General features: G+C 54.2%; 20 protein-coding genes. 4 read left to right on the plus strand and 16 right to left on the minus strand.

The window, feature by feature from the left end; genetic code table 11:
* Positions 1-29 precede the first annotated feature (29 nt).
* From ACFFJP_RS01195 to ACFFJP_RS01255, 13 genes are all read right to left on the minus strand, one after another.
* A complete protein-coding gene (locus ACFFJP_RS01195) occupies positions 30-788 on the minus strand; it encodes an ABC transporter ATP-binding protein (RefSeq protein WP_377239588.1) in 759 nt (252 codons plus the stop codon).
* A 14-nt stretch (positions 789-802) separates the two neighbouring features.
* Positions 803-2,095 (minus strand): efflux RND transporter periplasmic adaptor subunit, encoded by a 1,293-nt coding sequence (locus tag ACFFJP_RS01200; protein ID WP_377239591.1) that lies wholly within the window; start codon positions 2,093-2,095, stop codon positions 803-805.
* 35 nt (positions 2,096-2,130) lie between these two features.
* Positions 2,131-2,862 (minus strand): YIP1 family protein, encoded by a 732-nt coding sequence (locus ACFFJP_RS01205; protein ID WP_377239593.1) that lies wholly within the window; start codon positions 2,860-2,862, stop codon positions 2,131-2,133.
* Positions 2,863-3,226: 364 nt separating this feature from the next.
* Positions 3,227-4,093 carry an SMP-30/gluconolactonase/LRE family protein gene (locus ACFFJP_RS01210; RefSeq protein ID WP_377239595.1) on the minus strand — a complete coding sequence of 289 codons (867 nt, stop codon included), beginning with the start codon at positions 4,091-4,093 and terminating at the stop codon, positions 3,227-3,229.
* A gap of 120 nt (positions 4,094-4,213) precedes the next feature.
* Positions 4,214-4,558: a flagellar biosynthesis regulator FlaF gene (locus ACFFJP_RS01215; RefSeq protein WP_377239598.1), complete on the minus strand. Its 345-nt coding sequence runs from the start codon at positions 4,556-4,558 to the stop codon at positions 4,214-4,216.
* A gap of 101 nt (positions 4,559-4,659) precedes the next feature.
* The gene (locus ACFFJP_RS01220; protein ID WP_377239600.1) at positions 4,660-5,520 is read right to left on the minus strand and encodes a hypothetical protein; all 861 of its coding nucleotides are present in this window, start codon (positions 5,518-5,520) and stop codon (positions 4,660-4,662) included.
* Between the two features lie 243 nt (positions 5,521-5,763).
* Entirely contained in the window at positions 5,764-6,660 is an 897-nt protein-coding gene (atcC, locus tag ACFFJP_RS01225) for a cold adaptation protein AtcC (RefSeq protein WP_377239603.1), read from the minus strand.
* Between the two features lie 10 nt (positions 6,661-6,670).
* On the minus strand, positions 6,671-7,432 hold the full coding sequence (atcB, locus tag ACFFJP_RS01230; protein ID WP_377239605.1) for a cold adaptation protein AtcB: 762 nt from the start codon (positions 7,430-7,432) through the stop codon (positions 6,671-6,673).
* Positions 7,432-8,016, minus strand: coding sequence for a cold adaptation protein AtcA (gene atcA, locus ACFFJP_RS01235; protein ID WP_377239607.1), 585 nt, complete (start codon positions 8,014-8,016; stop codon positions 7,432-7,434). Before atcA ends, atcB begins: the two co-directional genes overlap by 1 nt.
* Positions 8,017-8,023: 7 nt before the next feature.
* The gene (gene atcJ, locus ACFFJP_RS01240) at positions 8,024-8,305 is read right to left on the minus strand and encodes a cold adaptation protein ActJcold adaptation protein ActJ (protein WP_377239609.1); all 282 of its coding nucleotides are present in this window, start codon (positions 8,303-8,305) and stop codon (positions 8,024-8,026) included.
* A gap of 131 nt (positions 8,306-8,436) precedes the next feature.
* Positions 8,437-10,248, minus strand: a complete 1,812-nt coding sequence (locus ACFFJP_RS01245) for an amidohydrolase family protein (protein ID WP_377239611.1) — start codon at positions 10,246-10,248, stop codon at positions 8,437-8,439.
* Between the two features lie 16 nt (positions 10,249-10,264).
* Positions 10,265-11,032 carry an ABC transporter permease gene (locus ACFFJP_RS01250; protein ID WP_377239613.1) on the minus strand — a complete coding sequence of 256 codons (768 nt, stop codon included), beginning with the start codon at positions 11,030-11,032 and terminating at the stop codon, positions 10,265-10,267.
* The gene (locus ACFFJP_RS01255; protein WP_377239615.1) at positions 11,032-11,943 is read right to left on the minus strand and encodes an ABC transporter ATP-binding protein; all 912 of its coding nucleotides are present in this window, start codon (positions 11,941-11,943) and stop codon (positions 11,032-11,034) included. Before ACFFJP_RS01255 ends, ACFFJP_RS01250 begins: the two co-directional genes overlap by 1 nt.
* 233 nt (positions 11,944-12,176) lie before the next feature.
* Here ACFFJP_RS01255 and ACFFJP_RS01260 point away from each other — a divergent pair, with 233 nt between their 5' ends.
* Both ACFFJP_RS01260 and ACFFJP_RS01265 read left to right on the plus strand, forming a co-directional pair.
* On the plus strand, positions 12,177-13,244 hold the full coding sequence (locus ACFFJP_RS01260) for an alkene reductase (protein ID WP_377239617.1): 1,068 nt from the start codon (positions 12,177-12,179) through the stop codon (positions 13,242-13,244).
* A gap of 155 nt (positions 13,245-13,399) precedes the next feature.
* Positions 13,400-14,095 (plus strand): 2OG-Fe(II) oxygenase, encoded by a 696-nt coding sequence (locus tag ACFFJP_RS01265; RefSeq protein ID WP_377239619.1) that lies wholly within the window; start codon positions 13,400-13,402, stop codon positions 14,093-14,095.
* Between the two features lie 45 nt (positions 14,096-14,140).
* On the opposite strand, the gene ACFFJP_RS01270 is transcribed toward ACFFJP_RS01265, so the two are convergent.
* Positions 14,141-14,599 (minus strand): GNAT family N-acetyltransferase, encoded by a 459-nt coding sequence (locus ACFFJP_RS01270; RefSeq protein WP_377239621.1) that lies wholly within the window; start codon positions 14,597-14,599, stop codon positions 14,141-14,143.
* Between the two features lie 247 nt (positions 14,600-14,846).
* On the opposite strand from ACFFJP_RS01270, the gene ACFFJP_RS01275 reads away from it, so the two are divergent.
* A complete protein-coding gene (locus ACFFJP_RS01275; RefSeq protein ID WP_377239623.1) occupies positions 14,847-16,862 on the plus strand; it encodes a PhoX family protein in 2,016 nt (671 codons plus the stop codon).
* Between the two features lie 347 nt (positions 16,863-17,209).
* On the plus strand, positions 17,210-18,445 hold the full coding sequence (locus ACFFJP_RS01280) for a hydrolase (RefSeq protein WP_377239625.1): 1,236 nt from the start codon (positions 17,210-17,212) through the stop codon (positions 18,443-18,445).
* 66 nt (positions 18,446-18,511) lie between these two features.
* Here the strand turns inward: ACFFJP_RS01280 and ACFFJP_RS01285 are convergent, their stop codons facing one another.
* Together ACFFJP_RS01285 and cysM are read right to left on the minus strand one after the other, a co-directional pair.
* Positions 18,512-19,402 (minus strand): DMT family transporter, encoded by an 891-nt coding sequence (locus ACFFJP_RS01285; RefSeq protein WP_377239627.1) that lies wholly within the window; start codon positions 19,400-19,402, stop codon positions 18,512-18,514.
* An 8-nt stretch (positions 19,403-19,410) separates the two neighbouring features.
* On the minus strand, positions 19,411-20,319 hold the full coding sequence (gene cysM / locus ACFFJP_RS01290) for a cysteine synthase CysM (RefSeq protein WP_377239629.1): 909 nt from the start codon (positions 20,317-20,319) through the stop codon (positions 19,411-19,413).
* Between the last annotated feature and the right edge of the window lie 136 nt (positions 20,320-20,455).

Below are 20,455 nucleotides of genomic sequence, written 5' to 3' on the forward strand. Positions count from 1 at the left end.
TCCTTGTTCGTTTTCACCCGGTAAACCGGTTACACCGCGAGCGCGCTGCGGCCTTGCTGTTGTTGCCGATCGGCGACAATCCGGCCATCCACCAACCGCACCACCCGGCGGCAGTGATCGGCGATCTCCTGTTCATGGGTGACCAGAATGATGGTCTGGCCCTGCGCATGCAGTTCATCAAACAGCGTCATAATGCTGGCGGTGGTTTTGCTATCGAGGTTGCCGGTTGGTTCGTCACCGAGCAGCACTGCCGGCTCTGTCACTAAGGCGCGTGCTATCGCCACACGCTGGCGCTGACCGCCGGAGAGCTGACTGGGCAGATGCTGCGCTTTGTCGGTCAGGCCAACGCGTTCAAGCACAGCCATGGCACGGGAGAGCCGCTCCTGTTTGCTCATCACGCGGTACAGTAATGGCTGCATCACATTCTGCAGCGCAGTTAAGCGTGGTAATAAATTAAAGCTTTGAAAGATAAAACCAATCTGCTGATTTCTGACCTGTGCCAGCGCAGTTTCATCGAGGCTCGCCACCGGCTGACCACAGAGCAAGTATTGGCCCTGATCCGGCGTATCCAGGCAACCGAGCATATTCAGCAGCGTCGATTTGCCGGAGCCGCTTGGGCCTATCAATGCCAGATAGTCGTTGCGGCTTACTTTGAGGTCGATATCTGCCAGTGCCGCGAAGGTTTCCCCAGCCATTTGATAAAACTTGCTGATGCCGCGCAATTCAATCACAGGCAGTTCAATCACTGGCGTGTCGGGTGCTGCGGTGATGGTTGTTTCCGACGCCATGGCTGTTTCCGCGCTCATGGCTGCTGCCCCGCAGCTAGCTGCGCAGAAGTTGACACCTTCGCTGGGGTGGCGATGGTTTCAAACCGTACTTTGGCACCGGCCTGCAGGCTGGTAAAGATCCGCGCCGGCCCGGTGATCACCTGTTCAGTGCCCGTGAGACCTTGGCTGATTTGCTGCGCCGTATCGGTGGCCAGACCCACTTCAACCGTTTGCGGATAAGCGCGGCCGTCCCGTACCAGCCAGATTTGTTTGCTGTTGGCGCTGCTTGTGCTGTTTGTGCTGTTTGGCGCTGGAGCCGTGCCGGCGGGTAAAGACTGCAGTGCGGATACCGGTACCGACCAAACCTGCGACAAAGCGGCGGTTTGCAGTTCAGCGCGACAACTCATGCCCGGATAAAGCGCTCCCTCAGCGTTTTCCAGTAACACTTTGACTTTAAAAGCCAGCGCCTGGCTTTGCCCAAGCTGTCGCGCACTGCTGCTGATGCTTTGGACTTTGCCACTGAGCGCATTGTCTGGTGCTGCGGCAGCAAAGACTTTGACGCTCTGACCGGTAAAGACGCTGTGCACATCGGCTTCATCGAGCCGCAGTTCTGCCAATAACGCGCTGGTGTCGGCGATGGTCATCAGGTCGCTGCCCATCATCTGGGCACTGCCTGGGATCACCGTTTCACCGGCTTTGACGTCGACCGCGACAATGACGCCGCTGATCGGCGAGCGTAATTCCGTTTTGGCCAATAAATCAGCTGCTTGTTTTTCCGCGGCGAGACTTTGCGCCAGCTGCTGTTCTGCCGATTGTTGTGCAAGCTGCGCCAGCAGCTGTTCACTGCGCAGGTTATCCAGCAATTCTTGTTGGATCAGGCCTTTATTTGCCAACTGTTGCTGACGTTTTAATTGCCGCTGCAAATTCTGCAGGCGAGTGGTCGCCATCTGAATATCGGTGCGGGCACGGGCGCTTTGGGCCCGGGCTTGCTCCAGACTGGCGCGGTAACTCTGCGGGTCCAGCTGTAACAGCAGCTGACCGGCTTCGACCTTGTCGCCTTCCTGCACAAACACCGCATCGACCCTGGCCATCAGTTCAGAGCGCAGCGCGACCTGAGTGCGGTACACCAGATTGCCGGACGCCAGTATGCTGTCGGTCAGATCGCCTTTGGTCACAGCGCTGACCTGCACATCCAGCGCCTGTGATTGTTTGCGGTACATCGTCACACCGGCAATAGTCGCCAGGATCACAGCAGCTACCAGCAGCCGGCGCCACGGCGTCGTGGTAGTGACGGCGGCAGTCGCGGGAGTATTTGATACATCAGTCATGGCAAAATCCTTTAGCTGTTCCTATGAAACTCTGGTTATGCAAACAGCGCCCATAAACCAAAGATCAGCAGCACTGGTGTGCCTGTGACAATTGCCGCACGTTTGGCAGTAAACCCTGCAGCGCTTTGCAAAGCAGCGAACAAAATCCACAGTTGCCAGACTAAAAACACATTGATGCTTTCCGCCCAGTTATAGAGCGCGTGGCCGATCGGTAAATCCAATACCAACTGATTCAGCGAGGCGTAGTTCACCAGCATCAGCGGTTGATCCGGGCTGTCCGCTAGTACCACCAGCAGTGCGAGACCGAGGATATTCAATAGCGCCGGTAGCTGGCTCCAGACCACCAGAGCAAACCACTGGCCGTAATTGAGCGCCTTTTGCAGCTTACCGGTTAACAGCAGGTAACCTGCGGTGATGGCAGTAAAAGCCAGGCTGCCGACGGCGATGGATACGGCGCCGATAATGGGCGTCGCTCCCGCCATGCTAGCCATTGCCGCGCGGATTTGTTCGGTCTCGGCTGGGGTCAGTTCACCGGCATGCAGCAGTTGCTGATCAACCAGCCAAGCCGGGCTCATGCCAGCGTAAAACCAATAAATAATGGCGGTGGTCAGCAACAGCTGAATGGCCAGCAACCAGAATTGGCGGCCGCTTTGTTGTGGGACTGCAGCCATCGCAGCTGCCGGGTTTAATAATGTATTGAGGATTTGGCTGATAAAGCCAGGGGTTGCCGTAGTTTGTGGCGTCGCGCTCATTACAGGGTTGGTCATCTCAGTCTTCCTTGTTGTGGTTCACAAAGTGGAGTTACTGAGTGCAGAGTAAAATGAGCTGAAGCAACAGGTGAAAAACATGTGAAGTTCGGCAGTACTGCGTGACAAACGGCCGCACTGCCGGACAAAAGGTTGGCTGTCCTGGGATAGGCTCCTCAGAAGAGTAGGGTGGGTAGAGCAAAGCGAAACCCACCGTTGGCGAAACCAGATAAAAATTATTTAGGCAATGAGCAAGAAGCAGGTGCAATTCGTTTTGCTCATTGCACCCTACGATTTAGGTTATCTATTTGTTTTTGTTACTCTCATCAGGCATCGGCTGCACGCGGAAAACAGCCAGATCCCGCTATTTAGCGCGTGGCGGCGATTAGCGCAGGGCGATGCGTTCGATACTGCCGTCGCGTTGCATGGTCACGTAAAGAAAGCGCTCATCCGGTGATAACGCGACGTTGGTCGGAAACTGGCCATGCAGGTTAAATTCTTTTAACACGGCGCCGGCCGGGCTCAGTTTGACTACTGTACCTTTACCATAACGGGCGATATACAGATTGCCGTTGCTATCACAGCGCATGCCGTCGAGACCAAAATCAGCGAATTCAATCAGCAATCTTTTCGCACCGGTTTCCAGCTGGTCGTTTAGCGGGTAAGCCCAGACTTTACGCTGCGCGCTTTCGTTCACGTAGAGCCAGTGCTGGTCGGGGCTGACCTCGACACCATTGCTGGTACCGGTCTGGTCGATCAGTGCCGCTTTGCCGTCAGCGCTGATACGCCACAACTGGCCTTTGCTGTTTTTCCAGTCCGGGTCGCTGGCGAAAATCACGCCGGCCTTGGTCAGTGCCAAATCATTGGGTTGGTGCATCTTGGCTTCATGCACAAATGAAGTTAATGTGCCGTTGGTATACCGCCAAATCTGATGGCCCGTATAGTCGGCTATCCACATCACACCTTGCGCATCCATTTGAATGCCATTGCCAGTGCTGCCGGCGGGTAAGCGCAAGTACAAGTTGGCTTTGCCATCCGGCGTCACTTTCCCAATGCTGCCTTTGTGTTCATCGCTGGCACCGCCAAAGTTCACCGCGTACAAATTGCCGGCGCTGTCGGTGTCCGGGCCTTCCACTTCGCCATGGAAAGTGCCTGCTGGCACAAAGATTTGGCTGTCAGGCTGCTGGACTGCTGTGGCCAGTGTGACGGGCGTCGCGACGGCTGCGCAGAGCACGAAAAGTGTTTTTATCACAGGCTTTCCTTGAGCTGATGTTATGAATTAACAAGGAAGACTGTAATGAGTCTAGTAGGGCAGAACAAGGTTTATTTGCTGCTGGATGACGCGAAAATGCGCTCAGGCGGCTCAGGCGGCTCAGGCTTCTAGGCCGGCCACCATTTCCTGACTGATTTGCAGCACCAGTGTTAAATCGGCCTCGGCGGGGTCCAGTTGCAGTTCATTCAGCACCGTTTCGGCCAGTTGCAGCAGGCTGTGCTTCAGCGCTTGCGGATAGGGGTGATTGTCATCGAGCATCAACCCGCGGATGGTCACCCAAACCAAGCGGCAATCACCACAAACCTGATTCAGCGCAAAGGCATCTTTGCTCTCGATGGCGCGTTGCAGCGCGAAGCAGATCTGCGACAGTACCTGTGCGTCCAGTTGTTTACTCTGCGGTGTCAATTGGCGGGTCTGTTGGTAAAGCTGTATGGCTCTGTTCATAGCAAAACTTCTTTATCGCGTGTCAGGACTGGAACTATTGCCAGCCAACCAGTGCAGCAGGCTGTTATGGCTCCGCTGCACTGCAGATCTGTACTTTGCTTTTAACTGAATAACGCCGACAGTGAATTGACGTTTTTGTTGCCGCTGTTTTGTGACAAACCGCTGAACTGGGTCTTGATTTGTTCACGCGCCTGTTTGGCTTGTTCGATTGCCTGATTGCGCTTTTCTTCTTCGTCGGCAGACAAAGTGCGGTTGTTACCGGTTTTAGCCGTTTCCAAGCGCTGTGCCGCTTTGGCGGCCAGACTGGCAGTTTCAAGGCGTTTGCTGACGTCAGCATCGGCTTTTTTCAGCCGTGCCGTGGTGTCCTGGGTGGTTTTTTCAGCATTGGCGAGAGAACCGGCTTTTTTGTCGTCAGCGCTCAGCAATGCTTTGGCATCTGCGGCAGAGCCGATTTTTTCCGGCAGGCCTAGTGCTTTGGCTGACTTGCTGCTGGCGACTTCCAGTTCGCCACCACGGGTATTGGTTGAAACGGTCTGATTTTTCGCATCGGTCAGCAAGTTAGTTTTCGTTGCGCTGTTGCCCGAGCCTGATTTGACGGTGGCTTTGTCCTGACTGGCGATAATGCTGTCGCGCGCTTTGGTGTAATCGGCCTGCAGTTTTTCCCGATCTTTACCGGTAATTTTCTCGTCAGCTAATTTAGTTGCGATGTCCCGGACTTGTTTGAGCTGGCCATCGATTTCTTTATTGGCCGTATTGGCGGCACCGACAGCCGTTTTGCTGTTTGAGAGATTTTGTTGTACGGCGGTGTATCGTTCGGCTTCTGTGCTACGTGTACTTTTATTGGCACTGGCACTGCTTTCAGGGCTGGCGGTTTTGGCAGGAGTGGCTGCGGTGGCAGTCGTCGTAGAACTTGCTTGCGTCTGAGTGACGGCCTGATTGTTACCGGAGATTGCGCTGACCATTATGGTCTCCTGCTTTGGGCGGAAAAACTCTGTGAGTGTATCTCAATTTTGTTGGTTTTTCAGTCAAAGGTGGCAAAAATTTGCCGCTGGCGCGGGGAAGGGGTTGGTACGAGCGATTTGTGGACAATCCCAAAATGTTATGTACGGCGTGTGACGCGCAAGCGAAGCTCGCTGGGCGTCACACGCCGTACATTACGATTTCAAATGCCCGCTTCTGGCACGAACCGGTGTTAATACCGCCGATCACATCTCAATATACTGTGGCCAGCCTAATAACGGATTCAGCATACCTTGTTTATGCTCAAAGGCATCCAGCTGCTCCGGCGAGGCTTGTGCCAGCGCTTTTTCGCGATATTTCGCGGCAAACTGCAGCGTTTTCAGCATAGCCGGCGCAAAGTTTTGGCCGATGTCAGCCCGGATGGCGTCAGCAATGCCTGCCGGCAATTCTGCCAGTGCGGCCTCGGTCTGTAACAGCAGATAGTCGGTGTTAAACCAACGTTCCTGCATCTCGGTCTGACGGATGCGTTGTTTTAAATCCTGTTTGACCTTGCTGTGGCCACAGACCACGCGGTAAATCACCACTTCGGCCAGCATGCCTTCGAGGCTGAAATGTTCAAACGGGTCAACTTGCTGTTGCTGGAAAAACTGCTGTTTCAGCAAATGAATGGCATTACGCCGGTTCGATTCAAGCAATGCATTCTGATAGAGCTGCCAGCCATGCCATTCTTCAGCGTCCGGTGGACTGGAAATATCGTGCAGCAGCTGCTCGTCGACATCGCCAAATAATGATTTGCGGCTTTGCTGTTTTGGACTAACAGTGACCAGCATGCTCCAGCCTTTTTGGAACGGCTTCATCACGCCATCGGCACTTTGCAGCAATGTCAGCGCGCGCGCCGGATCATGATCAGATAACTCTGCAAGACCAAGACTAACCACGCCGACCACATCATGTGCCGCTTGTTCCAGCAAATGCATTTTGTATTTGTTGTAAAACTTGTCGGCGAATTTCAGGCTCATCAGTACGGCCTTGGCTTTTAACGCCGCCACGTCTTCGCTACTCAATAACTGTTGTTCTTTGCCGAAGCTCAGTACTTTGCTCAGAAACGGTCCTTGTTCCTGGTCGCGTAGGACTAATTGCATGCGAGGGTCCTTAATCGAGGAAACTGAACATATCATCCACTTCAGCGTATTCGTCGCTGCCCTGGTTCTTATCTTTGGCCTGCATCACCAGTTCGGTGGCGAACTTATTGATAATACTTTCCCAGCCAGAATTTTCATTGCGCACCAGCGCTTTGATTGCTTGTTCAACCTGCGGGGTCAACTGACGGATCAGTGCCAGCAAGCTGCGTGGGTCGTCAAACCCAAGACCATGCACTTCTTCGTTCAGATGACGTTCGGTGTAGCTGACGGCTTCTTCCAGATCCTGCTCTTCTTCATGCAGGATATCCTGATAAAAATCTTCATCTTCAACTACTTCGCCGCGATACAGCTCAATAAACGGGATCGACAGATAAAACAGGCCGGCCGGATCTTCGGCGATACATTCGAGGATCTCGGCTTGTTTTTCTTCCGTCTCCTGCGTGCGGATCAGGTAGGTTAGAAAATCAAAGGTATGCTGCTTTAAATCTTCAGCATTGTTTTTGATTTTCTCTTCCCAATACAGCGGCTGCTGACAGACGATGTCGCGGATTTTTTCCGGCGTCATCAGCTCAGAAATAATCGACGGGAAGGAGATATCGTGTTGGCTGTTGATTTGCGTCAGCGTGACAATATCAATTTGTTCAATCACTTCGACCAGCTGCGCGTCTGACATTTCATTGGCGATCAGCTCGAATTTTTTGCTGGCCTGCTTCGGCTCAACCATCGCCAGTTCTTTGATCTCGGCAACGGTAATTTCAATCAGATTGTTCATCAGCGACCTTCTCCTTTAAAGCGGATATCGTCGTAGGCATCGTCATAGCCTTCTTCGTCTTCGTCGTCATCGCGGCCATTGCCGTTGTAGTCGTCGTCGGCTTCGTCCCGATCGTCGCTATCGTAATCTTCTTCGTAACCTGGCTCGTCGTCCTGATCTTCGCTGCTGCTATTGCGGCTGCGCGCCGGCGCTTTGCCTTGTTGTTCCAGCAGATATAACACAGCACAGGATTCAATCAGCAAAGTTTCGGAATAATCGCGGACGGTTTTCACCAATGGCAGATCGGCATTGTTAAACGCCACAGTGACTTTAAATTCGTCCCATGCTGGCAGCGTGGCGGTTTGCACCCACTTTGCCCACTTTAGCTTGGCTTCTTTGCTGAATTTGACGCGGCCAAACAGCGCAACTGGCAGATATTCCGGCACTGATTCGAGCATTTCCGGATCAGCCTGCAAAATCGCTTTGATTTTGGCACTGAATTGTTCCAGCGCTTTTGGTGTGTCTGGGTCGTTGTACGAATCGATGTTTTCGTACGCATCAGTTTTGAGCTGATTGATTTTTTGGATATTCAGTTTTTTCGTCATAACGTCCTCAATAGAACTGGTCCCACAGCTCTTTCATCGCTGCGGCGGGGTCGGTGACAATGACATTGTTAAAATCTTTGATAAAAGCCGCTTTGGCTTTTGGATCGGACAGCACGTCATACGACAATTTAACTTGATGCAGCGCGTTGGCGGCCGCAGCTTTTTCGTCGTCAGACAAGCCGAGTAACTTGTCCGGATGGTATTTATTCGACAGCCGTTTATAGGCTTTTTTAATTTCATCTTCACTGGCGCTGGCTTTGACACCTAACACGCGGAAATGGTTGATCATAATTCGCCCTGGGAAAGCGCTGAGCGGTGCTCTGGCATGACCGGCTATGATAGCAGAATTCGGCCCAGAGTCATGCGGCCCGGGCCGTCTTGTGCAATCTTTGCTGCAGCGTCGAATTTACCGGCGCCGTTTCAGGGGTTCGCCAGCAACACCGGCGCTGTCAGTTCAAACTCAAAGGTCTGGTTGGCATTACCCGTATTCACTGTCCATAACAACATCGTAATGCGGCTGGGGTCCAGACCTTTCAGCTGCTGCAACGGCACTTCGATTTGTTGCAATGTGGCGGTGGCAGTAAAACTGAATTCAGCAGGCCGTTGATTTCCTTCGCTAAAGGCCAGCAACCGGTATTGGCCGGCACTACCACGCAGCTGAAATTGCAGGTGGCTGATGCCGCTGAAATCGAGGCCTTGCAGATAGTCCGGGCTGGCCATCCAGGCGACGCCAGCCCACGGATAAGGGGCCGTCGTATCAATTTCGCCCTGAACCTTGATCGTGGCGGGTGAGCCTTGCGACTGCAGGCTGGCACTGGCGCTGGATTGGCCTTGCATCATCTGGTCACTGCTGGCGACAAACATAGCGCCTTGCTGCGGGGTGACACTGTGGCGGAAATCAGCCAAAGCACCGGCGCTGACTGCGGCGCGCTGGGGCGGCGACTTGCTTAACTTCACCGCCCAGCCATTTTTGTATACCTTTGCCTGCAGCAGATCGGTGGCCTGGCTCAGCGCAGGGAGCAGCAAAAAGTCTGCCCGATAGCCGACCGCAATACGGCCACGCTGCGGCAAATTAAACGCCTTGGCCGGCGCGGCGGTGGCCGCGTGCAGCGCGTCAAAAAAGGTCAGACCGGCCTCCTGCAGCAGCGCCACTTCCAGCACCATACTCAGGCCATGATAGGTGCCGGCATTCGGTGCGTCCGTGCCAGCCAGCAGGCGGATGCCGGCCTGGTGCATGGCACGGCTGTTGTCGATGAGGTTTTGGTATAAATGTGCCGGGATCCGTGGGTTTTTCGCGCCAGCAAGCGCTGCTTTTGCCGCCTGACTGAGTGGCAAGTCTGGGTATTGCAGAAGAATTTGCTGTGCACTGCTGCCGCGCACGGCGGCTTCGTACACCGTCATCGTTGGGATCACAAATACATCCCGTTGTTTTAATTCAGCCAGCAACGTGGCGCTGATGCGGGAGTCAAAAAAGCTGTGTACCAGGCCATCAGCACCGGCTTTGACCGCATCTATGGCTGAGACCTGTTCGGCAATATGCACCACGGCTTTGAGATGTTGGCGGTGGGCAGCCGCGATCACAGCCTGCAGGCTCTGTTGGCTAATCGACGGCATGCTTTTATAAATGGCGCGTTCGGACTGATAGACAATTTTAATAAAATCAGAGCCTTCGGCTTTGCGTGCTGCAACAAAAGCCTCAGCATCGTCCGGTGCCTGTAACACCGGGATCTGCATGCCATATTCAGTGCCATGGCCTTTGGGCGCAGTGACCAGTGTGCCGGCACTCCAAAGATCGGATTGCTGCGCCTGACTGAGATCATCACGACTGGTTTTCAGTTGCGGCAATTGTGCGGCCGCGCTGAATAAATCAATCGCGCTGGTCACACCGAAGCTCAGTTGCTGCTGCTGCGCATTGCCCCAGCTATGCACATGGGCATCGATGAGCCCCGGCATTAACCACTGCGGGCTGCCGTCCGGATTTTTACTATCGATAAAAGGCGCGTCACTGTTTGGCCGCTCTGCACTGATACTGTGGATCAACCCTTGCCGCACTTCGATGTATTGCGGTTGTGGCAGCTGTGTCTCGCCATCAAACAGCTGTACCGGCCCCAGCACAAAGCTATTGGTCAGGGATTGCGGCTCTGGCAGCAGCAGGAAGAAGGCGCCAAGGGTTGCCGCTGCGGCCAGACTTAGCCAGTTATTTTTGCTCAGGACCATCTTGTTCATACTCATGCTGTGCTCCTGGCGCTTAACGACGGTCATGACTTTGTGCCCGAAAACGCCGGGTGGCCAGCCAAATAAATACCAGGCTATACGCAACCAGCACGGCCACATTGACCCAGAATGGCTCGCCACGGTCTTTGCTAATCACGGCATAACCGAGCTGCCCCAAGTGATAGCTGGGCAACACCAGCGCCAGCTGTTGTAGTGCTGTTGGCAACAGCTGCAGCGGTAACCAGAGGCCACCTAAAAACGCCAATGGCAGATAAATCAGGTTGATAGTAGCGGGGGCGGACTTGGACGACAGCGTGAGGCCAAGCGTCAAACCCAGCAGGCAAAACGGAATTGTACCCAGTAACAACACCCCCGCCAGTTGCAGCCATTGACTGGTATACAGCCGCACCCCGGCGATTGCTCCGGCACAGACAAACAGCAGCAGAAGAATCAGCAGTGCCAGCAGCAGGCAGGACAGCGTTTTACCAAATAGCCAGCTGCCAATCGGTGCCGGTGAAATTTGTTTTAGTGTCAGCCAGCCTTGCGCCCGCTCAGTCGCTACATTGGCGCCAAAGTTAAACAGCGCCGGTCCCATCACACCAAAAGCGGCATAAGACACCAGCAGATATTCGGCATGCTGACCTTTTGACAACATCACACCAAACAGCAGGTAAAACAGTACCGGAAAGGCCAGACAAGGCAGGATGAAACCCGGCGTGCGCCATAGGGTTTTCAGATCCATCTCCGCTTCGGTTTTATACAGCGCCACGCGCTGCGACAAGTTTAACCAGGAACTGTTCATCAGTGTGTCTCCTCGTGGGTTTGGGTGAGCTGTAAAAAGGCTTGTTCCAGGCTGGCGGCGCTGACGGTTAAATCGCAAAGCTGCGGGTCTTGTTGCAACAGTTGCCGCAAGCAGTCTTCCACCCGGCTGCTGCTGATCTGCACCTGATGGTCTGCCAAAGGCAACACAGCGCTGACGCCAGGTAACTGCAGCAGATCTGCCGGCGACAGGCTGCTGCGACAACGGATCTGGCGCTGACTAAGTCCGGCTTTCAGCGCGGTCGGGCTGGTGTCGGCAATAAACTGGCCGTCTTTGAGTAGCAGGATACGGTCGGCCAGCGCATCGGCTTCTTCGAGGTAATGGGTGGTCAGCAGAATGCAGAGCCCTTCAGCGCGGGCGGTGCGGATCAGCTGCCAGAAGCGCTGGCGCGCTTCGACATCCATGCCGACAGTCGGCTCATCCAGAAACAAAATCTTCGGCTGGCCTAACAACGCCAGCGCCAGCAACAGCGATTGCCGCTGACCGCCGGACAAACTGCTGCAGCGCTGCTGTAAATAGCTTTGCAGGCCAAAACGTTCGATCAGCGTCTGCAGGTCGAGCGGTGCCGGATAATAAGCGCTGAATAAGCGCAGTTGCTCGAGGACTGTGAGCTGGCCCGGCAAACTGGCTTGTTGCAGCATCACGCCGAGCTGACCACTTAACTGCGGGTCACGGCGGATTTGTGCCGGAACCTGGCCGAGGATTTTAATCTCGCCTTGTTGTTGACTGAGTAAACCCAGCATCAGCTGGATCAAGGTCGTTTTACCGGCGCCATTGGCACCGAGCACAGCAATAATTTCTCCGCCATACAATTCAGCACTGAGTTGCTGCAGCACCGGCGTGTTGCCATAGCTGTGGCTGAGTTGGCGGATATGGATAAGGGGTTCGGTCATCGTCGGACACTCCTGTCGGGTAGATGCGGCTATTGTGCGGGTGCAGCAGGTGCTGCGGCAGGGCGCTGCGTCATCAGGCTGTGGTGACATTTGTCACCGCTGATCAAAAAAGTTGGCGTCGACGTACTTGAAAAAGAATACTTGCGCCTTTATGTACCGTTCGGTAAGTTAATTAAGCCGCTGGCAACTTTGCCGCATCGATTGCCTCCACGCCTCTGAACCAAGGAAACAACATGAGTGATTTATTCAGCCCGTTTAAACTCGGCGCCTTAGAACTAAACAACCGTATTCTGATGGCGCCGCTGACGCGGTGTCGCGCCGATGCCGACCACGTGCCGACGCCGATCATGGCGGACTATTATGCGCAGCGCGCCAGCGCGGGTCTTCTCATCGCCGAAGCGACGATGGTGGCTGAAGGCAATTCAGCATTCTGGCGGGAGCCGGGGATTTATTCGGCCGCACAAATTCAGGGCTGGAAGCAAGTCACCGATGCGGTGCATGCCAAAGGTGGCAAGATAGTGCTGCAGATTTGGCATGGTGGCCGCGCTTGTCATCCAGCGCTGAACAATGGCAATACGCCGGTGTCTGCGGCGGCAGTTGCCATCGAAGATACGGTCCATACGCCAGAGGGCAAATTGCCATATACAGTGCCACGGGTGCTGGCCGATGAGGAAATCCCAACCATTATCGCCCAGTTCCGTCAGGCCGCTATCAATGCCCGCGAGGCCGGTTTTGATGGCGTTGAAGTGCATGGTGCCAATGGCTATCTGCTGGACCAGTTCCTGCGCGATGGCGTAAATACGCGTAGCGGCCGTTATGGTGGCTCGCTGGAAAACCGCAGCCGTTTGTTGCTGGAAGTAGTGGCAGCAGTGGTTGAGGTGTGGGGTTCTGATCGCGTCGGCGTGCGGATCTCTCCGCTCAATAGTTACAACAGCATGGTCGATTCAGATCCGGTGGCATTAACCCGGCATGTGGCTGCGGCATTAACCCCGTTTAATCTGGCCTATTTACACCTGATGCGGGCTGATTTCTTCGGTGTGCAGCAAGGCGATGTCGTTACAGCCGCCCGCGAGGCCTACCAGGGCAACTTAATTGGTAATATGGGCTATCAAAAAGAGGAAGCGGAGCAGGCACTGGCTAGTGGTCAGCTGCAGGCCGTGGCTGTCGGTGCTGCCTTTATCGCCAACCCGGATTTAGTCGAGCGCTGGCAACAAAACTGGCCGTTAAGCGCGCCGGACCAAAGCACTTTCTACACGCAGGATGCCAAGGGCTATAGCGATTATCCGGCCTATCAGGCCTAAGTTCTCCGCTGTCTAGCTTTGAAAACACTGGCGGTTTGATACCGCCTTTGTTTTGTCCGCTGTAAATTAAATGCAAATTTTCCGCCGACGGAGCTTCTCAGCACGAGGCCGGATGTTTTATCTTGCTGGTAACCTGTGCCACGCGGATCAACCCGATGACCGATTTTATTGAAATCTATGATGACGCTTTAAGCCCTGAACTATGTCAGGCCATCATCAACACTTTTGACCAAAGCCCGCATCGCACGCCTGGCCGCACCGGTGGCGGGGTCGACCCGAGCAAAAAAATCAGTACTGATTTGTATCTGAATGACCACGCTGAATATCAGGCGCTATTGCAGCAAATCATTGCAGTGACGGGCCAATATGCCGAGCAGTATTTCCGCAAATATCATTTTGCGCTGATTGCGCCGGTCGCGTTAACCATCCAGCATCCGGTCACCGGTGAGCCGGTCAATCTGACACATGAAAACTATGCTGAGCTTGGCGAGGCCCGTGCCGGCGATTATATGCGCCTGCTGTACCGGTTGGGGTCGATCCAGGCGCAGAAATACGAAGCGGGCAAAGGTAATTACAACTACTGGCACTGCGAAGTCTATCCGCAGGCGCCGCTGAACGAGCCGCTGCACCGCACATTGTTATTTATGTTTTATTTAAATGATGTCGCTGAAGGCGGTCAGACCGATTTCTATTACCAGCAGAAATCAATCCAGCCTAAAGCAGGCCGGATGGTCATCGCGCCGGCGTACTTCACCCATACCCATCGCGGCTGTATTCCGGTGTCGAATGACAAATACATTTTGACCAGCTGGATCCTGCTGCAACGCGCGGAACATTTGTACGGCCAATAAATACAACGCTGCCAGTCAGCGAGCTGACTGGCGAATGGTGTGCGTTTAGCCGGCGGGCCGGATCATCTTCAGATGCGGAATATCGTCTTCCAGATAGGGTTCGCTGGCGGCGACAAAGCCCATACTTTCGTAAAAACGTTGCAGATAACACTGCGCCGAAATATACAGGTCCAGCTGCGGCCATTGTTCGCTGGCAACTGCAATGGCTTTAGCAACCAGCAGTTCGCCGAGGCCTAGCCGGCGCGCCGTTTGTGCGACACAGACCCGGCCGACCGCCGGATGGTCCGGATAACTAACACCGGGCGGCAGCACCCGACTGTAACCGAGAATTTTGTCCTGCTTCTTCAACAGGATATGCAGCACGCCCGGTTGTAAATCTTTGCCGTCCAATTCTGGGTACGGACAGTTTTGTTCGACCACAAACACGTCGACCCGCAGCTGTAACATGTTGTATAGCGTCAGGCTGTCTAACTGCTCAAAAGGTACAATTTGCCATTCCATCATCGGTGCTGTTTGCCTCAGTTGCCGCGCAGATTAACTTGCACTATACCAGAGCGCGCTAGGCTCTGTGAGCCTCTGCGCCAGCAACTTTTGTCGCATTTGCGCTGAATGGGACCTAGGTTAAGCTCCGGCTTGTCATACAAATGTCGATGGGATGTCGCAAAACTGTCGATGAATCGTCACTTGGCTGACATCTGTAAAAGCTCTAATACCGGCGGAACTTTTTTGAACCGTCATCGCCGGAGCGCTCATGTACAACAAGCAGCAGAACAACAAGTTAGATTTCGATAATAGCGGCATCGATCCGCAGACCAACTTTTCCGATAACCCGACCTTCAGCGATATCGTCGCGACCCGTCGTGGTTTTTTAAAAGGCGGCATTGCCGCTGCTGTGGCTACCGTGTTTGGTGGCACTCTGGCCGGCTGTAACAGCGATACCAAAGCGCCGCTGGAGTTACCTGTAGCGGTGAAACCAGAACCAGCGCCAGTGCTGCTGAATTTCGCTGCTATTCCGACCAATCGCCTGGACAAAGTCACAGTGCCGCAAGGCTACACCGCCCGTGCATTTTTACCGATGGGCACTCCGCTGACCGGCGCCTATCCGGCGTACAAAGAAGGTGGTCTGAATACCGGTGCTGAAATGGAACAGCAAGTTGGCGCGCACCACGATGGTATGCATTTCTTCCCGCTGGATGCCCGTACCGATGGCAAAAACAGTGCTGAGGGTGTCTTAGTATTCAACCACGAGTATGTAGAGCCTGCCACCCTGCATCAAAACGGCCCAACCGGCGCACCGCGTCCGGCCGATGAAGTGCGTAAAGAAGTTGCTGCACATGGCGTGACCGTTGCGCATATCAAAAAAGACGCGTCTGGTCAGTTCCAGTTAGTGCAGGGTAGTCCGCTGAACCGCCGTGTAACAGGTGCCACGCCGATGGAAATCTCCGGCCCGGCACGCGGCGATGCCAAGATGGTCACCAAATACAGCCCGGACGGCACCCGTACCCGCGGTACGCTGAATAACTGTGGTAATGGTTACACACCATGGGGCACCTATTTAACCGCCGAAGAGAACTGGGCCGGTTATTTCATGAATGCCGATGCAGCGCAGCCACGTGAACATAAACGTTATGGCGTCGCTACCAAAAATGGCCGTTATAGCTGGGAAACTGCCGATTCAGGCGCTGATCAATACCAGCGCTTTAATGCCTCGACTATCGCCACAGATTCAAACCGCGACTATCGCAACGAACCGAATACTTTCGGCTGGATTGTCGAAATCGACCCGTTTAACCCGGACAGCGTGCCACAAAAACGCACCGCAATGGGCCGGTTTGGCCATGAAGGTGTGGTATTCCAGCCACCAGTTGAAGGCCAGCCAGTGGTGTTCTACTCAGGTGACGATTCGACTTTCGAATACATCTACAAATACGTATCAAAAGCGCCGTACTACAAAGCAACAGCCGGTGGTCATCTGCTGAATGAAGGCACACTGTATGTGGCTAAATTTAATGCTGACGGCAGCGGTGAGTGGTTAGCGCTGGACTTTAATTCAGAGAAATTCCGCGCCGCAGCGCTGGCGAAAAACGTTGAGTTTGTCAGCCAGGCCGACGTGTTGATTAACACCCGATTAGCCGCTGACGTGGTTGGCGCAACGAAGATGGACCGTCCGGAGTGGGGCGCTGTTCACCCGACGACCGGCGAAGTGTATTTCACACTGACCAACAACACGGCGCGTACTGCAGCACAGGTGGATAAAGCCAACCCACGCGCCAATAACGCGACAGGTCATATCATCCGCTGGCGTGAACGTCAGCAGCCACAAGCGCTGTCATTTGACTGGGATATCTTCCTGCTGGCTGGTGATGTTGGTACTGAAACCCCAGGTACGGGTCTGAAACTGACGGCAGATAATCATTTAGCCAGCCCAGACGGCCTGGCGTTTGATAAAAACGGCCTGCTGTGGATCCAAACCGATATGAGTGGTACACAACAAGGTTCTGGTCCATTTGGCAATAACCAGATGGTGGTTGCTGACAGCAAAACCCGTCAGATCAAACGCTTCCTGGTTGGCCCTATCGACTGTGAAGTCACAGGGATCAGCTTTACACCGGATATGAAGACGATGTTTGTCAATATTCAACACCCAGGTGACCGCTCGACTGTGACGAAACTGACCTCGACTTGGCCTGCGAATGACGCAACCAGCCGGCCACGTTCAGGGACTGTGATTGTGACTAAAGACGATGGTGGCATCATTGGTTCGTAACCACTGCACCTGCTGACGTGTTAAAACTGAATGGCCGCCGAACAGCGGCCATTTTTTATATCCAGGGATGGATGGTATGGTGAAGCAGGGACTTCGCCAGGTCAATCTGTTGGCGTGGCGCCTGCAGAACGCCGCTCGCTCTGCGAGGGGCAAATGCAGGTACGCAGGTACTTGGTACCCAGTACGTGCTACCCAGAGCTTTTCGGCGACGCCTGATGCAGAAATAAAGCCGGACCAATCTGCGATACAGCGCTATCTGCGACCGGGTGTTTTGCCGTATAATCTGCTGGTTTTTTCTGCGCCTCCGGTGCAGTTGTGATTGTCCTGTCAGAGTGTGTTGCCATCAATTGAAAAAAGTCCTGTTCCGTATCGCTATTTCCAAACTGCTGCTGGTCGCGGTGTTATTACTGTCGTTGGCACTCAGTTATATTCCTGATCAGGCTTTTCATGTTCCCGGCGCTGATATTGCCCAGCAAAACTTCCATGTCATTGAATTCAACGACGACGGCGAGCCACATAATCCGGCGCAGCTGGCTGGGTTAAAAGCCCGTATCAATCAAAGCAGTGCCAAACCGGAACTACTGATTTTTATCCACGGCTGGCACCATAGCGCAGCACCTGATGATGAAAATTTCATTGCGTTTCAACAGTTTTACCAGCAAATGGCACAGTCGGATGCACAGCGTAACCTGATAGGTTTGTACATTGGCTGGCGCGGCGATAAGTTTGACCCGCTGTGGCTGGATGGCTCGACCGACGCCAGCAGCCAGGTCGAGGCATTGGATTTCCCGACCATTTTTCAGCGTAAATCAGTGGCACGGCGTATCGGCAAAACCGGTTTTTCAGCCTTGCTGGACGAGCTGGATGTCTTAGTCAACGCGGGGCAGCTGCAACGCTACACAGTTTTAGGTCATAGCTTGGGCGGTGCGGTTGCGCTGCATGGCAGTAAAGATCGTATCAGCAATGCGATTAAGGCCGGTCAGGATAATCCCAACTTGTTTATTTTGTTAAACCCGGCGGTACGCGCCAGTGAATACCGGCCGATGGACGAGCTGCTCAGCGTCGACCGGCAAAAACCAGCGATGGTGGTGTTGCAATCTAAAGGTGATTACGCCTTAAAAGAAGCCTGGAACTGGTTGCGTGATGGTGAACGTGTGATGGGCAATTCCTGGGCTATCACCCATGACATAGACCGCTGCGTCAATGGTGATTGTGCCATCGCACTGAATATTCCCAAGGCGTTGGCAGAGCACGATGCGACGCCGGGCTGCATGATGACGTTACCGAAATCGGCGTGGAAAATCCGGGCCCGGTTGCAGGCACGACGCACAGTACAAACCTGCGGAGATGCCAATATGCAAGCGGTTTGGGTATTGGCAGTGTCTGACGATATCATCAGCGGCCACAATGGCATTCTGACTCCGGGCCACGCCGTGGCGCTGTCAGAAGTGATGGCAAAAATCGATTTACACCGCAACCAGCTGCCGCTGGTGCAGCGTCAGGTGGAGCAAGCCGAACAAGTGGCTGAAACGTTATTGGCAGTACCGGGCGACACTGAGCTGGCTCCAGCCGCTGAACATTGACTCTATGTAGGGTGCGTTGTCAAACGCACCGCTCGGATCATTGTTCGCTACATCAATAAAATGCAATTAATGCATTAAAATCAATACGGTTCCGCCGACTGTTAAAGCCGCACCGAGCCAGGCCCCGGCGGCGGGCCGGCGTTTATACACCAGCCAGAGTAGCGGTAATACCAGCACCGGGCTGACCGACGACAGCATCGCAACCAGACTGGCATCGCCGAGCTTGAGCGCCTGCAAAATCAACGTCATGCCAATCACCATCGACAGCGTGGCATTAAAAGCGACCATACCGAGCACCTTACGGGTCATCGGCAGATAAGTCCTCGCCACTTTAAAACCGAGCCACAACAACACCAAATGACAAATCAGTGCCGTTGTCATCCGCACCGCCGAGGCAGCGATGGCGTCGATGTCAGTCTCCATCAGCGGTTTGAGCATCAGCGTCGAGACGGCCTGACACAAAGCCGACAACAGCCCAAGGCCAATGCCAATACCTAACTGGTGGTTGGCGGTTTCCCAGTGATGTTGTTCGCAGGCTCTTTTGCCAAACAAGATGGCACACATCACGCCGCTGACCAGCAAACCAGAGCCAATCAGCGTCCAGCCCCATAATCGTTCACCCAGAAACAAATAGGCCAGCACTGCAGAAAATAACGCATGTGTCGCAAAGAGCACACCGGCGCGGCGCGGCCCCAATCGGTTCATTGAAGCAAACAGGGCGGTATCGCCAATCAGAATACCGATAATGCCAGATGCAGCCAGCAGCCAGAGTTGGTCGGCCGGCAACGTCTGCCAGCTGCCGCTATACAGGGCCACCGACCAGAGCAGCAAACTGGCGAAGGTCATGCGCCAGCGGGTAAAAGCAAAAGCGCCTAAATGTGCCGATGCTGGTGCTGAAATTAAACTACCAACCGCCCAACATAACGCTGCGGCTAGCGCCATCCATTCAAAATTCACAACAGTCCCTAATTATTGAATAAGCCGGAAGACAAATACCGATCACCGCGGTCGCAGATGATGGCCACAATCACTGCGCCGGAATGTTGTTCGGCCAGCCGGATGGCGGAAAAGACCGCACCACCAGAACTGACACCGGCACAAATGCCTTCTTCGCGTGCTAAGCGCCGAGTGGTGGCGATAGCATCGGCCTCACTGACATCCAGCACTAAATCGACACGGCTTTTTTCATAAAACCCCGGCAGATAAGTTTCAGGCCAGCGCCGGATCCCCGGAATAGAACTGCCTTCCGCCGGTTGTAAACCAACAATTTGGATCGCCGGATTTTGTTGTTTCAGATAAGTGGACACACCCATGATGGTGCCGGTCGTACCCATACTGGATACGAAATGAGTGATAAGCCCCTGGCTTTGTTGCCAGATCTCCGGGCCCGTCCCTGCGATATGGGCGGCCGGATTGTCGCGGTTATTAAACTGGTCCAGCACTTTACCTTTGCCATCACGCTGCATCTGCAGCGCTAAATCGCGTGCGCCTTCCATGCCCTGCGCTTTTGTCACCAGAATCAGTTCAGCGCCATAGGCCTGCATCGACGCTTTGCGCTCTGCAGTGGCGTTGTCCGGCATGATCAGCACCATGTGGTAGCCTTTAATCGCTGCTGCCATTGCCAGCGCAATGCCAGTATTGCCACTGGTGGCTTCGATAATGGTGTCGCCGGGTCGAATATCACCCCGAGCCTCAGCCGCATTCAGCATATTCAGCGCAGGTCTGTCTTTGACGGAGCCTGCCGGATTGTTGCCTTCAAGCTTTAATAAGACTGTGCTTTGCGTATGGGCCGCCATGCGTTGCAGCCGCACTAACGGCGTCTGGCCGACATAATCGGCAATGGTCGGAAAGTTCGGTTCAGCAGAGATGGGCATCTGGGGCTCCGGCACGGGAAAGTGGCGCTATTGTAGCGGAAATCACCGGTGTTGACAGGTTGTGTCGCCAGCATTGTTCCTGTTTACGTATGGCACTGGTCGAGCGATCTGACGAATCGCTGCAGCACTAAATGCA

The organism is Rheinheimera tilapiae, assembly GCF_042432165.1.
In the GTDB taxonomy this organism is placed as follows: Bacteria; Pseudomonadota; Gammaproteobacteria; order Enterobacterales; family Alteromonadaceae; genus Pararheinheimera; species Pararheinheimera tilapiae.

Excerpts from the sequence above, each read along its gene's own strand:
- ACFFJP_RS01260 (WP_377239617.1), top strand. The coding sequence starts at position 12,177 with ATGAGTGATTTATTCAGCCCGTTTAAACTCGGCGCCTTAGAACTAAAC.
- ACFFJP_RS01275 (WP_377239623.1), top strand. The coding sequence starts at position 14,847 with ATGTACAACAAGCAGCAGAACAACAAGTTAGATTTCGATAATAGCGGC.
- ACFFJP_RS01220 (WP_377239600.1), bottom strand. The coding sequence starts at position 5,520 with ATGGTCAGCGCAATCTCCGGTAACAATCAGGCCGTCACTCAGACGCAA.
- atcC (WP_377239603.1), bottom strand. The coding sequence starts at position 6,660 with ATGCAATTAGTCCTACGCGACCAGGAACAAGGACCGTTTCTGAGCAAA.
- ACFFJP_RS01250 (WP_377239613.1), bottom strand. The coding sequence starts at position 11,032 with ATGAACAGTTCCTGGTTAAACTTGTCGCAGCGCGTGGCGCTGTATAAA.
- atcB (WP_377239605.1), bottom strand. The coding sequence starts at position 7,432 with ATGAACAATCTGATTGAAATTACCGTTGCCGAGATCAAAGAACTGGCG.
- ACFFJP_RS01195 (WP_377239588.1), bottom strand. The coding sequence starts at position 788 with ATGGCGTCGGAAACAACCATCACCGCAGCACCCGACACGCCAGTGATT.
- atcJ (WP_377239609.1), bottom strand. The coding sequence starts at position 8,305 with ATGATCAACCATTTCCGCGTGTTAGGTGTCAAAGCCAGCGCCAGTGAA.
- cysM (WP_377239629.1), bottom strand. The coding sequence starts at position 20,319 with ATGCCCATCTCTGCTGAACCGAACTTTCCGACCATTGCCGATTATGTC.
- ACFFJP_RS01265 (WP_377239619.1), top strand. The coding sequence starts at position 13,400 with ATGACCGATTTTATTGAAATCTATGATGACGCTTTAAGCCCTGAACTA.
- ACFFJP_RS01200 (WP_377239591.1), bottom strand. The coding sequence starts at position 2,095 with ATGACTGATGTATCAAATACTCCCGCGACTGCCGCCGTCACTACCACG.
- atcA (WP_377239607.1), bottom strand. The coding sequence starts at position 8,016 with ATGACGAAAAAACTGAATATCCAAAAAATCAATCAGCTCAAAACTGAT.
- ACFFJP_RS01245 (WP_377239611.1), bottom strand. The coding sequence starts at position 10,248 with ATGAGTATGAACAAGATGGTCCTGAGCAAAAATAACTGGCTAAGTCTG.
- ACFFJP_RS01205 (WP_377239593.1), bottom strand. The coding sequence starts at position 2,862 with ATGACCAACCCTGTAATGAGCGCGACGCCACAAACTACGGCAACCCCT.
- ACFFJP_RS01255 (WP_377239615.1), bottom strand. The coding sequence starts at position 11,943 with ATGACCGAACCCCTTATCCATATCCGCCAACTCAGCCACAGCTATGGC.
- ACFFJP_RS01215 (WP_377239598.1), bottom strand. The coding sequence starts at position 4,558 with ATGAACAGAGCCATACAGCTTTACCAACAGACCCGCCAATTGACACCG.
- ACFFJP_RS01270 (WP_377239621.1), bottom strand. The coding sequence starts at position 14,599 with ATGATGGAATGGCAAATTGTACCTTTTGAGCAGTTAGACAGCCTGACG.